This is a genomic window from Pseudomonas sp. A6, from assembly GCF_052367875.1.
Taxonomy (GTDB): Bacteria; Pseudomonadota; Gammaproteobacteria; order Pseudomonadales; family Pseudomonadaceae; genus Pseudomonas; species Pseudomonas citronellolis.
Genome location: NZ_CP198970.1, coordinates 6,694,792 through 6,708,606, shown reverse-complemented (window position 1 = coordinate 6,708,606; position 13,815 = coordinate 6,694,792). Strand labels below are relative to the sequence as shown.

The 13,815-nt window shown below is 68.6% G+C and carries 10 protein-coding genes; 2 read left to right on the top strand and 8 right to left on the bottom strand.

Annotated features, from left to right (window positions below; translation table 11 throughout):
• Positions 1–38: 38 nt before the first annotated feature.
• The gene (locus ACTWJ5_RS29490) at positions 39–1,361 is read right to left on the bottom strand and encodes an MFS transporter (protein WP_253409539.1); all 1,323 of its coding nucleotides are present in this window, start codon (positions 1,359–1,361) and stop codon (positions 39–41) included.
• 183 nt (positions 1,362–1,544) lie between these two features.
• Here ACTWJ5_RS29490 and ACTWJ5_RS29485 point away from each other — a divergent pair, with 183 nt between their 5' ends.
• Together ACTWJ5_RS29485 and ACTWJ5_RS29480 are read left to right on the top strand one after the other, a co-directional pair.
• On the top strand, positions 1,545–2,438 hold the full coding sequence (locus ACTWJ5_RS29485) for a LysR family transcriptional regulator (protein ID WP_074985579.1): 894 nt from the start codon (positions 1,545–1,547) through the stop codon (positions 2,436–2,438).
• Between the two features lie 89 nt (positions 2,439–2,527).
• Positions 2,528–3,295 carry a ParA family protein gene (locus ACTWJ5_RS29480; RefSeq protein ID WP_253409537.1) on the top strand — a complete coding sequence of 256 codons (768 nt, stop codon included), beginning with the start codon at positions 2,528–2,530 and terminating at the stop codon, positions 3,293–3,295.
• A 25-nt stretch (positions 3,296–3,320) separates the two neighbouring features.
• On the opposite strand, the gene ACTWJ5_RS29475 is transcribed toward ACTWJ5_RS29480, so the two are convergent.
• From ACTWJ5_RS29475 to ACTWJ5_RS29445, 7 genes are all read right to left on the bottom strand, one after another.
• Positions 3,321–4,130, bottom strand: a complete 810-nt coding sequence (locus ACTWJ5_RS29475; protein ID WP_253409535.1) for a universal stress protein — start codon at positions 4,128–4,130, stop codon at positions 3,321–3,323.
• Between the two features lie 76 nt (positions 4,131–4,206).
• On the bottom strand, positions 4,207–4,650 hold the full coding sequence (locus ACTWJ5_RS29470; RefSeq protein ID WP_253409533.1) for a YiiD C-terminal domain-containing protein: 444 nt from the start codon (positions 4,648–4,650) through the stop codon (positions 4,207–4,209).
• Between the two features lie 103 nt (positions 4,651–4,753).
• Positions 4,754–5,188, bottom strand: a complete 435-nt coding sequence (trxC, locus tag ACTWJ5_RS29465; protein ID WP_116424174.1) for a thioredoxin TrxC — start codon at positions 5,186–5,188, stop codon at positions 4,754–4,756.
• A gap of 52 nt (positions 5,189–5,240) precedes the next feature.
• On the bottom strand, positions 5,241–6,518 hold the full coding sequence (locus ACTWJ5_RS29460; protein WP_444437060.1) for a bifunctional O-acetylhomoserine aminocarboxypropyltransferase/cysteine synthase: 1,278 nt from the start codon (positions 6,516–6,518) through the stop codon (positions 5,241–5,243).
• A gap of 123 nt (positions 6,519–6,641) precedes the next feature.
• Positions 6,642–8,102, bottom strand: coding sequence for a protein adenylyltransferase SelO (gene selO / locus ACTWJ5_RS29455; RefSeq protein WP_074985629.1), 1,461 nt, complete (start codon positions 8,100–8,102; stop codon positions 6,642–6,644).
• Positions 8,103–8,165: 63 nt separating this feature from the next.
• On the bottom strand, positions 8,166–11,534 hold the full coding sequence (mscK, locus tag ACTWJ5_RS29450; RefSeq protein ID WP_261747459.1) for a mechanosensitive channel MscK: 3,369 nt from the start codon (positions 11,532–11,534) through the stop codon (positions 8,166–8,168).
• Positions 11,535–11,666: 132 nt separating this feature from the next.
• Positions 11,667–13,409 carry a potassium/proton antiporter gene (locus ACTWJ5_RS29445; RefSeq protein ID WP_253391064.1) on the bottom strand — a complete coding sequence of 581 codons (1,743 nt, stop codon included), beginning with the start codon at positions 13,407–13,409 and terminating at the stop codon, positions 11,667–11,669.
• Positions 13,410–13,815: the final 406 nt, after the last annotated feature.

The window sequence follows — 13,815 nt, the reverse complement described above, 5'->3', positions numbered from 1 at the left end:
GTCGCCGACAGAACCAAAGCTGAGTGTGTAGAAACTACTCAGCTATGCGAAGTGCTCAGCGCGGGAAGGGTGCGCGGTAACACTGCCAGGCGCGCCAGGTGCAGGGCCACCAGCACGGCGATGCTCAGCAGCGCGGCGATGAACAGGCCGACGCCGGTCCAGCCGAAGTGGTGCCAGAACACCCCGCCGGTGGTGCCGGCCACGCTGGAGCCCAGGTAGTAGCTGAACAGGTACAGCGACGAGGCCTGGCCCTTGGCCTTGAGCGCGCGGCGGCCGATCCAGCTGCTGGCCACCGAGTGCGCGGCGAAGAAGCCGAAGGTGAACAGCAGCATGCCCGCGACTATCAGCGGCAGCGCCGGCAGCAGGGTCAGCAGCAGGCCGCTGAGCATCAGCACTATCACCGCCCAGAGCACCTTGCGCCGGCCCAGGCGGTCGGCCAGCGAGCCGACCCAGGCGGAGCTGTAGATGCCCACCAGGTATACCAGCGAGAGCACGCCGACCACGGCCTGGCTGAGGTGGTACGGATCGGCCAGCAGGCGGTAGCCGATGTAGTTGAACAGGGTGACGAAGGCGCCCATCAGCAGGAAGCCCTCGAGGAACAGCCAGGGCAGGCCGGCATCGCGCAGGTGCGAGGCGAAGCCGTCGGCCAGTTGCCGGAGGTTCAGCGGGGTGGGGCGGAAGTTGCGCGATTCGGGGAGGATGCGCCAGAACACCACGGCCGCCACCAGGGCCAGGCCGCCGAGGATGGCGATGGCCGCGTGCCAGGACATGAAGTCCACCAGCACGCCGGTGATCAGCCGCCCGCTCATGCCGCCGATGGCGTTGCCGCCGATGTACAGCCCCATGGATAGGCCGATGTGCTGTGGGTGGATCTCCTCGCTCAGGTAGGTCATGCCCACCGCCGCCAGGCCGCTGAGCGACAGCCCGACCAGCGCGCGCATGGCCAGCACCCCGTGCCAGGTCGGCATCACCGCGCTGGCCAGGGTGAAGAGGGCGGCGAAGGCCAGCGAGGCGACCATGATCGGCTTGCGCCCGATGGCGTCGGAAATCGGCCCGGTGACCAGCAGGCCGAGGGCCATCATGATGGTCGCGATGGACAGCACCAGGCTGCTCTGCGCGGCGCTGAGGGCGAAGGTCTGCGACAGCACCGGCATCATCGGCTGCACGCAGTAGAGCAGGGCGAAGGTGGCGAAGCCGCCGGAGAACAGCGCAAGCGAGGTGCGCATGAAGGCCGGGGTGCCTTTCTCGATGTAGCTCTCGATGTCGTTCACGGCGCCGGCCAGCGCCTGGTTGGCCGCCTCGGCGGCCTGCAGCAAGGCGGGTTCGGAATCCGACGAAGCCCGCACGGCAGAGTGACTCACAACTCACCTCGATTCTGGAAAGGGGTGTGCCTCGCGGCGAGCGAAATCGGCCCGCGCAGCCAGGCTGGCAGAAAGTGGAAAGTCGTTATTGGGCTTGTGTGACAAGGATAAGGAAGGGCTTTTATTATTTCCAATATATTGATCGACACGTTTGATATGTAATTCGACTCATTCGGAGTTCCCATGGAGCTGCGCCACCTGCGTTACTTCATCGCCGTCGCCGAGGAACTGCATTTCGGCCGCGCCGCCGAGGCCCTGGGCATCTCCCAGCCGCCGCTGAGCCAGCAGATCCAGGCGCTGGAGGAGGAGATAGGCGCGCGCCTGCTGGAGCGCACCAACCGCCGGGTGGCGCTGACCGAAGCCGGCCGGCTGTTCCTCGACGAGGCCCGCCAGGTGTTGGCCCAGGTCGACCGCGCGGTGCTCCTGGCGCGCCGCGCGCACCAGGGCGAACTGGGCGAGCTGCGCATCGGCTTCACCGCCTCGGCGCCCTTCACCTCGGCCATCCCGCGCAGCATCCACGCCTTCCGCCAGGCCTACCCGGAAGTGCACCTGGACCTGCAGGAGATGAGCAGCCGGCAGATCGTCGAAGCGCTGCAGGAAGAGCGCCTGCAGGTCGGGGTGATCCGCTCCTTCCAACTGCCGGCCTCGCTGGAGGCGGTGGAGCTGTTCAGCGAACCGCTGGTGGCGGTGCTGCGCGCCGACCACCCGCTGGCCCGCGATTCGCTGGAGGGCCTGGAACTGGCGGCGCTGGCCGAGGAGCCCTTCGTGTTCTTCCCGCGCAGCTACGGCACCGGGCTGTACGACCAGTTGCAGGCGCTGGCCCGGCAAGCCGGCTTCACCCCGCGCATCAGCCAGGAGGCCGGCGAGGCCATGACCATCATCGGCCTGGTGGCGGCGGGCCTGGGGGTTTCCATGCTGCCCGGCTCGTTCCGCCGCACGCGGGTGGACGGGGTGGTCTACCGCACCCTGCTGGACCCTGGCGCGACCAGCTCGGTGTGGCTGGTGCGGCGGCGCAGCGAGACCTCGCCGGCGGCGCTGGCCTTCATCGAACTGGTCACCCGAGGCGCGGCGGGTTAGACGCCGCCCGGCGGCATGCGCAAGTGCTCGCCCTTGTCATGGGCATTGCATAGAATCCGGTGTCACTTGAACGGCTTGGAGGGGTGCTCATGCGTCGCGTGGTTTTCAATCAGAAGGGCGGGGTCGGCAAGTCGAGCATTGCCTGCAACCTGGCCGCCGTGAGCGCCGCCGAGGGCTACCGCACGCTGCTGGTGGACCTGGACGCCCAGGGCAATTCCACCCACTACCTCACCGGCCTGACCGGCGACGACGTGCCCATGGGCATCGCCGATTTCTTCAAGCAGAGCCTCTCCAGCGGCCCCTTCGCCCGCAAGGGCAAGGTGGACATCTACGAGACGCCGTTCGAAAACCTCCATGTGGTGACCGCCACCGCCGAGTTGGCCGACCTGCAGCCCAAGCTCGAGGCCAAGCACAAGATCAACAAGCTGCGCAAACTGCTCGACGAGCTGGCCGAGGACTACGACCGCATCTACCTGGACACCCCGCCGGCGCTGAACTTCTACACGGTATCCGCGCTGATCGCCGCCGACCGCTGCCTGATCCCCTTCGACTGCGACAGTTTTTCCCGCCAGGCGCTGTACGGCCTGCTGCGCGAGATCGAGGAGCTGAAGGAGGACCACAACGAGGACCTGGAAGTGGAGGGCATCGTGGTCAACCAGTTCCAGCCGCGCGCCAGCCTGCCACAGCAACTGCTCGACGAGCTGGTGGAAGAGGAAATGCCGGTGCTGCCGGTGTACCTGATGAGCTCGGTAAAGATGCGCGAGTCGCACCAGGCCTGCACCCCGCTGATCTACCTCGACCCCCGCCACAAGCTGACCCAGCAGTTCGTCGAACTGCACGGTCTGCTTGAAGCCTGAAGCTTGCAGCTTGCAGCTGCTCTATTCAGGCACTGACCAGCAGGTCGCAAGGCGGCCGGCGCAGGTAGTAGCGCGCCGTGCTGCCCAGAAGGGCCTGTTGCAGCGCGCCGCGCCCGCGGCTGCCGAGCACCAGTAGCTGCGGCTGCCAGTCGGCCAGGCTGTGGTCCAGCGCTTCGCGAACCCCCATCGAACTCACCAGGCACTCGAGTTGCGGCAGCGGGCCGCCCACCTGCTGGCTCTCGTCGTGCATCAGCTGTTCCAGCAGTTGGCGTTGCTCGTCCAGGCGTTCGCGCAGCCGGCCGGGGTCGTTGCCGGCGTCGTAGGCATGCAGGGCCAGCAGTTCGCCGCCCGGCGCCAGCCAGGCGCAGGCGCTGCGCCAGGCGTGGCAGGCGCCGACGGAGAAGTCCAGGGCGCTGAGCGCCCGCTGGTAGGGGCGCAGCTGCGAGTCGGTCACCAGCAGGGCAGGCACCCGGCTGCAGCGCAGGATCTGCTCCAGGGTGGTGCCGTCGAAACGCTCCACCAGGGCCTGGCGGTGGGTGCCGGTGACCAGCAGGTCCGCCTGTAGCTCCTGCGCCGTGGCGGCTATCACGTTGGCCGGGCGGCCCTCGGCGACCAGCGGCTGGTAGTGTTCCAGGCCGGCGCTGCGGGCGCTGTCCTGCAGCGCGGCGACGGCGCTCTGCCGGGCCTTGGCCAGCAGCGGTGCGCCGAGGGGTTGTTCGATGACGTGCAGCAGGCTGACGCGGGCGCCGTGCTCGGCGGCCAGTTGCGCGGCGCGGCGCACGGCGACGTCGGCTTCGACGCTGAGGTCGTGGGCGACCAGGATGTGCTTGGGCATGGTGGGATCCTCCGGCGGTCCCACCACTCTGGCCCAGCCACGCGAGCGCATGTTGACGCAGCGCAAGGGCCGCGGATCAACGGCTGCGCAGCTGATAGACGGCGTGGCTCTCGGCGACCACTTCGCCATGTTCGTCCTTCAGTTGCAGGTCCAGCACGTACTCGGCCTTGCCGTTGAGCGTGGCCTCCTCGGCGATGCGGGCGATCTCGGCGTCGCTCAGGCGGGCCTCGACCCAGACGTCGCTGGTGGCGGGGCGGCGGAAGCGCAGGCCGGCTTCCCTGACGATGGGGTAGAAGTTGTGGCTCTCGAAGCAGGTCAGGCGCAGGACCCCGCCCGGCAATTCGGCCAGGGTGAAGAGGGCGGCGGCGTACATGGTGCCCAGGTGGTTCTCGTTGCCCTTCAGGGGCATGCGCAGGCGCACGTGGCCGCGCTCGAGGATTTCGGCCTTGAGCCCGGTGCGCTTGACGAAGGCGATGTGCTCTTCGGTCATCTGGCGGACGAATTCTTCGGGAAAGAGCATGGGGTGGTCTCGCTGTGCTGGGGTCACAGCAAGCCTAGCCCGGCCGTCGGCGCGGGCAATGACCGCTTCGCTCAGGTGCGCTGACCGAAGCGGTCGCGGCGCCTCACAGGCCCTGGCGGGCCAGCCAGTCGAGCAGCTGCGGCAGCGGCAGGGCGCCGCTCTGGCGCGCCACTTCGCGGCCGTCCTTGAAGAGGATCAGGCTGGGGATGGAACGGATGCCCAGTTGCCCGGCCAGGCGCTGGTTGGCTTCGCTGTCCAGCTTGGCCAGGCGGCAGCGTCCGGAAAGCCGCGCGGCGGCCTGCTCGAAGGTCGGCGCGAAGGCCTTGCACGGGCCGCACCAGTCGGCCCAGACGTCCAGCAGCAGCGGCAGGTCGCCCTTGAGCTGGGCGGCGAAGCCGGCCTCGTCGACGGCGAAGGGCTTGCCCGGCAGCACCTCGTGCTTGCAGCGCCCGCAGCGCGGATGGTCGCCCAGGCGTTCGGCCGGCAGGCGGTTGAGGCCGCCGCAGTGGGGGCAGGGAATCAGCAGGGGGTCGGTCATGGCGCGGCTCCGGAAGGGGATTCCCCCAATCTGGAGCCGCGCCCGGCGGATATCAAGCCGCGGCGGCGGCCAGGGCCTGTTCGAGGTCGGCGATGATGTCGTCGCTGTGCTCGATGCCGATGGACAGCCGCACCATGTCCTGGCTCACCCCGGCGCGGGCCAGTTCCTCGGCGTTGAGCTGGCGATGGGTGGTGCTGGCCGGGTGGCAGGCCAGGGACTTGGCGTCGCCGATGTTGACCAGGCGCACCACCAGCTTCAGCGCGTCGATGAAGCGCGCGCCAGCCTCGGCGCCGCCCTGGATGCCGAAGGACAGGATCGAGGCCGGCTTGCCGCCCATGTAGCGCTTGGCCAGGGCATGCTCGGGGTGCTCCGGCAGGCCGGCGTATTTCACCCAGGCCACCTGCGGGTGCTGTTCCAGGTAGTGGGCGACCTTCAGCGCGTTGTCGCAGTGGCGTTCCATGCGCAGGGCCAGGGTCTCCAGGCCCTGGAGGATGAGGAAGGCGTTGAACGGCGACAGCGCCGCGCCGGTGTTGCGCAGCGGCACCACGCGGCAGCGGCCGATGAACGCGGCCGGGCCGAAGGCTTCGGTGTAGGTCACGCCGTGGTAGGACGGGTCCGGGGTGTTGAGCAGCGGGAAGCGCTCCTTGTGCTGCGCCCAGGGGAACTTGCCGGAATCGACCACGATGCCGCCGATGCTGGTGCCGTGGCCGCCGATGTACTTGGTCAGCGAGTGCACCACGATGTCCGCGCCGTGCTCGAAGGGCCGGCAGAGGATCGGTGTGGCCACGGTGTTGTCGACGATCAGCGGTACGCCGTGGCGGTGCGCGGCGTCGGCCAGGGCCTGGAGGTCGACGATGTTGCCCGCCGGGTTGCCGATGGACTCGCAGAACACCGCCTTGGTGCGCTCGTCGATCAGCGCTTCCAGGGCGGCCACGTCGTCGTGGGGGGCGAAGCGCGTCTGGATGCCGAAGCGCGGCAGGGTGTGGGCCAGCAGGTTGTAGGTGCCGCCGTAGAGCTTGGCCACCGAGACGATGTTGTCGCCGGCCTCGGCCACCGTCTGGATGGCGTAGGTGATGGCGGCCATGCCCGAGGCCACGGCCAGCGCGCCCACGCCGCCTTCCAGGGCGGCGACGCGCTGCTCCAGCACGTCGTTGGTGGGGTTCATGATGCGCGTGTAGATGTTGCCGGCCACCTTCAGGTCGAACAGGTCGGCGCCATGCTGGGTGTCGTCGAAGGCGTAGGAGGTGGTCTGGTAGATCGGCACGGCCACCGCCTTGGTGGTCGGGTCGGGGCTGTAGCCGGCGTGGATCGCCAGGGTTTCCAGTTTCATTGTTCGAGCATCCTTGGTGGGCAGAAAGCCCTGAGGATGCGAGCGGCGCCCCGACCGGTCAATGACCGGGAGCAATGCCCGCGGGGCGGCGCCAGAACGATTTCGCCTGAGCTTATAACCGCCTCAGGAGGAGCAACTGATCTCCAGGTGCCGGCCCCAGTCCGGCGGGCGGCGGGTGAAGGCTTCGCGTCCGGGCTGTTCTTCGAAGGGCTTGCTGAGCGTCTCGTGCAGCTCGCGCACCACTGAGTAGTCGCCCTGTTCGGCGGCGGCGATGGCTTCCTGGGCCAGGTAGTTGCGCAGCACGTACAGCGGGTTCACCGCGTGCATGCGGGCGCGGCGCTCGTCCTGGCTGCCGCCTTCGTGTTCGGCGCGGGCGCGGTAGTCGGCGGCCCAGGCGTCGAAGCCGGCGAGGTCGACGAAGTCTTCGCGGACCTGCGCCAGCGCCTGTTCCGGCGCCTGCTCGCCGAGGCGGCGGAAGAACAGGCTGTAGTCCACCGCGCCACTCTGCATGGCCTGCAGCAGGCGCTGCACCAGGTCCAGATCGCCGTCCTCCGCGGTGGTGAAGCCCAGGCGGCGGCGCATCAGGTCCAGGTAGTGGGCCTGGTACAGCGGCAGGAACAGGCCGAGGGCCTCGCGCAGTTCGTCCACCTCGACGAAGGGCGTCAGCGCCTGGGCCAGGGCCGCCAGGTTCCAGTGGGCGATGGGCACCTGGTTGTTGAAGCTGTAGCGCCCGGCGTCGTCGGAGTGGTTGCAGATGTGCTTGGCGTCGAAGTCGTCGAGGAAGGCGTAGGGGCCGTAGTCGAAGGTGATGCCGAGGATCGACATGTTGTCGGTGTTCATCACCCCGTGGCAGAAGCCGTAGGCCTGCCAGTGGGCGATGAGTTCGGCGTTGCTTTCCACCACTGCGCGGAAGAACGCGGCATAGGGCTGCGGCTGCTCCAGGCACTCGGGGAAGTGGTTGGCCAGGACGAAGTCGCCCAGCTCCTTCAGCTTGTCGTGCTGCTGGGTGTAGTAGAAGTACTCGAAGTGGCCGAAGCGCACGTGGCTGGGCGCCAGGCGCAGCAGCATGGCGGCGCTTTCCCTGGTCTCGCGCCATACCGGGGTGTCCGAGCCGGTGACGCAAAGCGCGCGGCTGCTGGGGATGCCCAGGGCGTGCAGGTATTCGCTGGCGAGGAATTCGCGGATCGAGCTGCGCAGTACCGCGCGGCCGTCGCCCATGCGTGAGTAGGGCGTCTGCCCGGCGCCTTTCAGGTGCAGGTCCCAGTGCTGGCCGGCGTCATTGACCACCTCGCCCAGCAGCAGGCCGCGGCCGTCGCCCAGACGCGGGTTGTAGGCGCCGAACTGGTGGCCGGAGTAGACCATCGCCCGCGGCTCGGCCTCGGACCAGAGCTTGTGCCCGGAGAAGATTTCGGCGAATACCGGTTCCCCGGCCACCGCCGGGTCGAGGTCGAGCAGCGCCATCGCGGCGGGGCTGGCCACCACCAGGCGCGGCTCGGCGATGGGGTCGGGCAGGACTTCGGTGGAGAAGGCGTCGCCCAGGCGGGCGAAGCGGTTGTCGAAGGTCAGTTCGTCGAGCTGTTTCAAGGTCACAGGCGGGCTCCGGTAAGTCCGAGCATTGTGCTCGGACTTGTCCGGAGCCGTCCAGACTCAGGGCTTGCTGCCGGGCGGCAGCGGCGGGTCCTGGTCCTTCAGCGGCGCGCCGGGCAGCGCCAGGGGCAGCTGGGTGACGTTCTGCGCCAGGTGGATTTCCTTGCCCTCGCCGTTCTTGACGAACACGTCCAGCTGGTTGAAGGCCATGTCCACGCCGTGCTCGCGGAAGCTCAGGGCGATGGCGGTGAGCAGTTCGTCCACCGCCGGGTTGCGGTCGCCCAGTTCGCGCACGTGGAAGCGCAGCTCGTAGTCGAAGGTGCTGGCGCTGATGGCCAGGAAGTACAGCGATGGCGCCGGGTCGTTGAGTACCCGTGGGTTGGCGCGCGCGGCTTCGAGCATGAGCTTGCGCGCCAGGGCCAGGTCGCTCTCGTAGGCCAGGCCGATCTTGATGGTCACGCGGGTCACGGTGTCGCTCAGCGACCAGTTGATCAGCTGCCCGGTGATGAAGGTCTGGTTGGGGACGATGATTTCCTTGCGGTCGAAGTCGGTGATGGTGGTGGCGCGGATGCGGATGCGGCTGACGGTGCCGGACAGGTTGCCGATGGTCACGGTGTCGCCGATGCGCACCGGGCGCTCGAAGAGGATGATCAGGCCGGAGACGAAGTTGGAGAAGATCGCCTGCAGGCCGAAGCCCAGGCCCACCGAGAGGGCGGCCACCAGCCACTGCAGCTTGTCCCAGCTGACGCCCAGGGTGGACAGCGCGCTGACGATGCCGACGCCGCTGATGGCGTAGGACAGCAGGGTGGTGATGGCGTAGGCGCTGCCCTGGGCCAGGGTCAGGCGCTGCAGCACCAGCACTTCCAGCAGGCCCGGCAGGTTGCGCGCCAGGGCCACGGTCACCGCGGCGATGACCAGCGCCATGAGCACGTCGCCGAGGCTGATCGGCAGGCTGGTGGCGCTGTCGCCGCTGCCGCCGGTGTACTGGTAGAGGGTGACGTTGTCCAGGTAGGCGGCGACGCTGATCAGGTCGGCCCAGACCCAGTACAGCGCCACCACGAAGCCGATCAGCAGGCCCAGGCGGATCAGGCGCAGGGACTGCTCGTTGATCTGCTCGATGCCCAGGGTCGGCTCTTCCGCGGTCTCGTTGCCGTCGGCGCCTTCCTTCGGCGGGTTCTGCCGCTTGGCCTGGGCGCGCTGGTAGGCCAGGCGCCGCGCCGCAACGCTGAGGCCGCGGACGAAGGTGGCCTCGATCACCACCCAGACCATGAGCAGGAACAGGGTGTCGATCAGTCGGTCGCTCAGGCGCAGGGCTGTGTAGTAGTAGCCGAAGCACACGGCGACGAAGAGCATCACCGGCAGCGCGGTGAAGAGCACGCCGACCACCATCTTCACCACCGACGGCCGGCTGGTGCTGGGGCTGGCGAAGAGCATGCGCGCCATCAGCCAGGTCATCACCGCGAAGCCGCTGAGCACCACGGCGATGCCGATGACGTCGTCGGCCAGGCTGCCGGGTTGGCGCTCGGCCACCGTGACCACCGCGGCCAGGGCCATGACCACCACGCCGAGGCGGCGGATCAGCTTGCTGCTGAAGCGCACCTGGGCCTGGCTCCAGTGGAAGTGCCGCTCGGCGATGCCGCCGGGGCTGAGGATGCGGTGCGCGGCGTAGAACACCAGCCAGACCTCGGCCATCTGCAGCAGCGCGGCGCCCAGGGTGGCGTTCTGCCCGCGGGCGTCGAGCATCAGGGCCAGGCCGGCGATGGCCAGAGTCAGGGTGCCGGGCAGCGCCAGCAGCAGCGCCAGCAGCAGGGCCAGCGGCGTGTGCGCCTGGCTGTCGCGCTTGAAGTGGCCGATGTCGTCGTTGATCGAGGCGAGCTTGTCGTAGAGGTAGCGGCGTTTCCACAGCAGCCCGGCGATCAGCAGCAACAGCGGCAGGAACAGCAGCGGGCGGTCGATCAGGCCCTCGCCCACCTCGACCACCGCCGAGCCCCAGGGCACCTCGGAGAGCTGGTGCTGCAGCAGCGTCGGGGTCATCTTGAACCAGGACAGGTCCAGCGGGCGGTTGCTGGGAATCCAGAACATCTGCTCGTCGAGGGTGGCGCGCAGGTTGTCGCTGGTGTCCTTGAGCTGCTTCTGGTTCAGCTGCAGGGTGATGGCCTCGTTGAGCACGGCGTTGAGCTCGTGGTTGAGGCGCTCCATCAGCTCGCTGCGGGTGTCCGCCAGGGTGGACAGATCCTTGCGCAGCTGCGGAGTCACGGCTTCCTGGGGCTGCTGGGCGAGCAGGTCGTCGATGTACTGCTGCGGGTTGGCCAGTTCGTCGCGCTTCTGGTTCAGCTCGAACTGGTACAGGCGCAGGTCGGCGATCTCGTCGGCCAGTTCCTGGTCGGTCTTGATCTTCGGCAGCGACTGCTTCTGCTGGTAGAGCACCTTGGACAGCAGCAGGCTGCCGCGCAGCACGTTGATCTGCTGGTCGAGGGTCTGGTCCAGCTGGGTCAGGCTGTCCAGGTGCTGCTTGGCCTCGAGGTTGCGCCGCGTCAGCTCGTTGAGGCGGTCGGTGGTGCGCAGCAGGTAGTCGGACAGGCGCAGGTTCTCGGCGTTCTCCTGGCTCAGCAGGCTGTCGCTGCCGGCGCCCTGGCTGCCGTCGCGGGCCAGTTCGGCGACGGTCTTCTCCGACTGCTCGCGGCGCATGCCGCTGATCATGGTCTGCAGTTCGAGGGTCTCGCGCTCTGCGCGGGCGACCTGTTCGCCCAGCAGGTCCTGCTGGCTGCTGGCCAGGTCCTGCAACAGGTTGTTGCCGGCCAGTTGCTGGCGCAGCAGCTGGATCTGCGCGTTGAGCGCGACCTGTTCGGCGAGCAGTTCGTTGCGCCGCTCGGGGGCCAGCGCCTTGCCGGTCTCCTTGCCGGCCTTGAGGATGTTGCCGATCTCCAGCAGGCGCGCCTGGGCGTTGCTGATGTCGGACTGGGCGCGTTCCGGGCGGGTCTGCGCGGTGATGTACTGGCTCTTCGCCTCGGTCAGCTGCTTCTGCCAGTCGGCCAACTGGGTGGAGCGGTCGTTGAGCAGCATTTCCAGGCGGCTGACGTTCTCTCCGGCGTAGCGCTGGGCCGCCGGCTTCTCGCTGCTGCCCTTCAGGCGCGCCAGGGCGCGCTGGTTCTCGAGGATCTGCCGGGGAGCGTCGGTCAGGCTGGCCTTCAGCTCGGCCAACTGCTTCTCGCTGTCGTCGCGGGCGCCGAGCAGCTTCAGGGTGCGCTCGAGGCTGGCCTTGGTGGCCTTGGCATCGGCGTCGGCGAGCTTGCGCTCGGCCAGGCCGTCGAGGCTTTGCTGGACGGCTTCGGCGGACGGTGGCTGGTTGCTGTCCTCGGCGTGCGCGGGCAGGACGGCGAGGCAGCCGCCGAGCAGGGCGGCGGCGAGCAGGGTGCGCAGGGATTGCATGGTCGCGATCAGCGGCTCTCGGTAGGTTGCAGTGAGGGTAGTGCGCCCGGTGCGGCGCCGGCAAGGCACGGCCGACGCACCGCCGCGGAGGGGGCGTGGGCTGGCTTGGCTAGCGTCCGTGGAGGTGGTCTGTCAGAGGAACAACCCGGGGCCCGGGCGACCTTCGGGGAATTTGACCCCCACCTTGCGGATCTTGTTCCCGTCCAGGGCGGCCACGGTCCAGGTCAGGCCGTTCCACTCCACCTGGTCGCCGATGATCGCCTGGCCGCCGATCTGCTGGGCGATGAAGCGGCCGAGGTTCTGCTCGCCATCGACGCCGTCGAGCTTGAGGCCGTAGAGCGAGGCCACCGCCGAGAGCTGGGCGTCGCCCTCCAGCACGAAGTCGCCGAAGAAGCGCGCGCCCAGGCCGCGGTCCGGGGCCTGGCTGAACAGCTTGCCGAGGGCCGGCAGGTCGTGCTCGTGGCCGATCACGCAGAGGATGTCGTCGGCCTCGAGGATGGTGCTGCCGGAGGGGTGCAGCAGCTGGGTGCCGCGGAACAGCGCGGCGATGCGGGTGCCCTCGGGCATCTTCAGCTCGCGCAGGGCCGCGCCTATGCACCACTTTTCCTTGCTCAGGTGGTAGACGAACAACTCCCACTCGCTGGTCGGGTGCACTTCCAGGCCGGCGCGGGAGATCGGCGCCGGGTCCGGCGGCACCACCACGCGCAATAGCTTGGCGGCCCAGGGCAGGCTGGTGCCCTGCACCAGCAGCGAGATCAGCACGATGAAGAAGGCCACGTTGAAGAACAGCTGGGCGTTGGGCAGCCCGGCCATCAGCGGGAACACCGCGAGGATGATCGGCACCGCGCCGCGCAGGCCGACCCAGGCGATGAACACCTTCTCGCGGCCATGGAAGGCGCGGAACGGCGCCAGGCCCACCAGCACCGACAGCGGCCGGGCGAAGAGGATCATCCACAGCGCCAGGCCCAGGGCCGGCAGGGCGATGGGCCAGAGGTCGTGGGGCGTGACCAGCAGGCCGAGGACCAGGAACATGCCGATCTGCGCCAGCCAGGCCATGCCGTCGAGCATGTGCAGGATGCCGTGGCGCGAGCGGATCGGCTGGTTGCCCAGCACCAGGCCGCACAGGTAGATGGCCAGGATGCCGCTGCCGTGCACGGCGTTGGACAGGGCGAAGATCAGCAGGCCGCCGCTGATCGCCAGCAGCGGGTAGAGGCCGCTGGCCAGCTGCATGCGGTTGATCATCTGCAGCAGCAGCCAGCCGCCGCCCAGGCCGAGCACGGCGCCGATGCCGAACTCGCGCAGGAAGTGGGCGAAGAAACTCCAGCTCATCTCGCTCTGGCCGTGGGCGAGCATGTCGATCAGGGTGACGGTGAGGAACACCGCCATGGGGTCGTTGCTGCCCGACTCGATTTCCAGGCTGGCGGTGACCCGTTCGTTCAGGCCCTTGCCGCCGAGCAGGGAGAACACCGCCGCGGCGTCGGTGGAGCCGACGATGGCGCCGATCAGCAGGCCTTCCATCCAGCTCAGCTTGAACAGCCAGGCGGCGGCCAGGCCGGTGAGCCCGGCGGTGATCAGCACGCCCACCGTGGCCAGCGACAAGGCCGGCCAGAGCGCCACGCGGAAGCTCGCCACGCGGGTGCGCAGGCCGCCGTCGAGGAGGATCACCGCCAGCGCCAGGTTGCCCACCAGGTAGGCCATGGGGTAGTTGGAGAAGCCGATGCCGCCGGGGCCGTCGGTGCCGGCGACCATGCCCACGGCGAGGAAGATGACCAGGATCGGGATGCCCAGGCGCGAGGACAGCGAGCTGACCAGGATGCTCATGCCCACCAGCACCGCGCCCACCAGGAAATAGGTGTTGATCGAGACGGCATCCAAGGCGGCGGATCTCCTGGCGGGGCGAGGGGGGGAAGCGGCGGCGTTGACGGGAAGGATGCAGGCCGCATGCCAAGGGATTCTAACCTGCGGATTTGCAAGGCTGTCAAAGGCTAATTGCAGTGCCTTTCAGCGAGCTTTCAGGGGGCCTTTCATCGATGCCGGATCCCCCTGTAGGAGCGAGCTTGCTCGCGAACCGCCGAAGGTTCCAGGATGACGCCTGGCTTCCCGCGCATGCCGATCGGCCCCCTCTCCCTTCAGGGAGAGGGTTGGGGAGAGGGGAGGAGCCCAACCCGGCACACCGTTGCAACCGGGATACTCCGTTCGCGAGCAAGCTCGCTCCTACGAAAGCCAGCCTGTCGCCAGGGTTTGGCCCATAAAAAAGCCCCGGACGTGACCGGGGCTGGAA

What these genes read in the sequence shown, in the direction of transcription:
- trxC (WP_116424174.1), bottom strand. Translation starts at nt 5,188, where the DNA reads ATGACCGACCCCCTGCTGATTCCCTGCCCCCACTGCGGCGGCCTCAAC.
- mscK (WP_261747459.1), bottom strand. Translation starts at nt 11,534, where the DNA reads ATGCAATCCCTGCGCACCCTGCTCGCCGCCGCCCTGCTCGGCGGCTGC.
- ACTWJ5_RS29485 (WP_074985579.1), top strand. Translation starts at nt 1,545, where the DNA reads ATGGAGCTGCGCCACCTGCGTTACTTCATCGCCGTCGCCGAGGAACTG.
- ACTWJ5_RS29470 (WP_253409533.1), bottom strand. Translation starts at nt 4,650, where the DNA reads ATGCTCTTTCCCGAAGAATTCGTCCGCCAGATGACCGAAGAGCACATC.
- ACTWJ5_RS29460 (WP_444437060.1), bottom strand. Translation starts at nt 6,518, where the DNA reads ATGAAACTGGAAACCCTGGCGATCCACGCCGGCTACAGCCCCGACCCG.
- ACTWJ5_RS29480 (WP_253409537.1), top strand. Translation starts at nt 2,528, where the DNA reads ATGCGTCGCGTGGTTTTCAATCAGAAGGGCGGGGTCGGCAAGTCGAGC.
- ACTWJ5_RS29475 (WP_253409535.1), bottom strand. Translation starts at nt 4,130, where the DNA reads ATGCCCAAGCACATCCTGGTCGCCCACGACCTCAGCGTCGAAGCCGAC.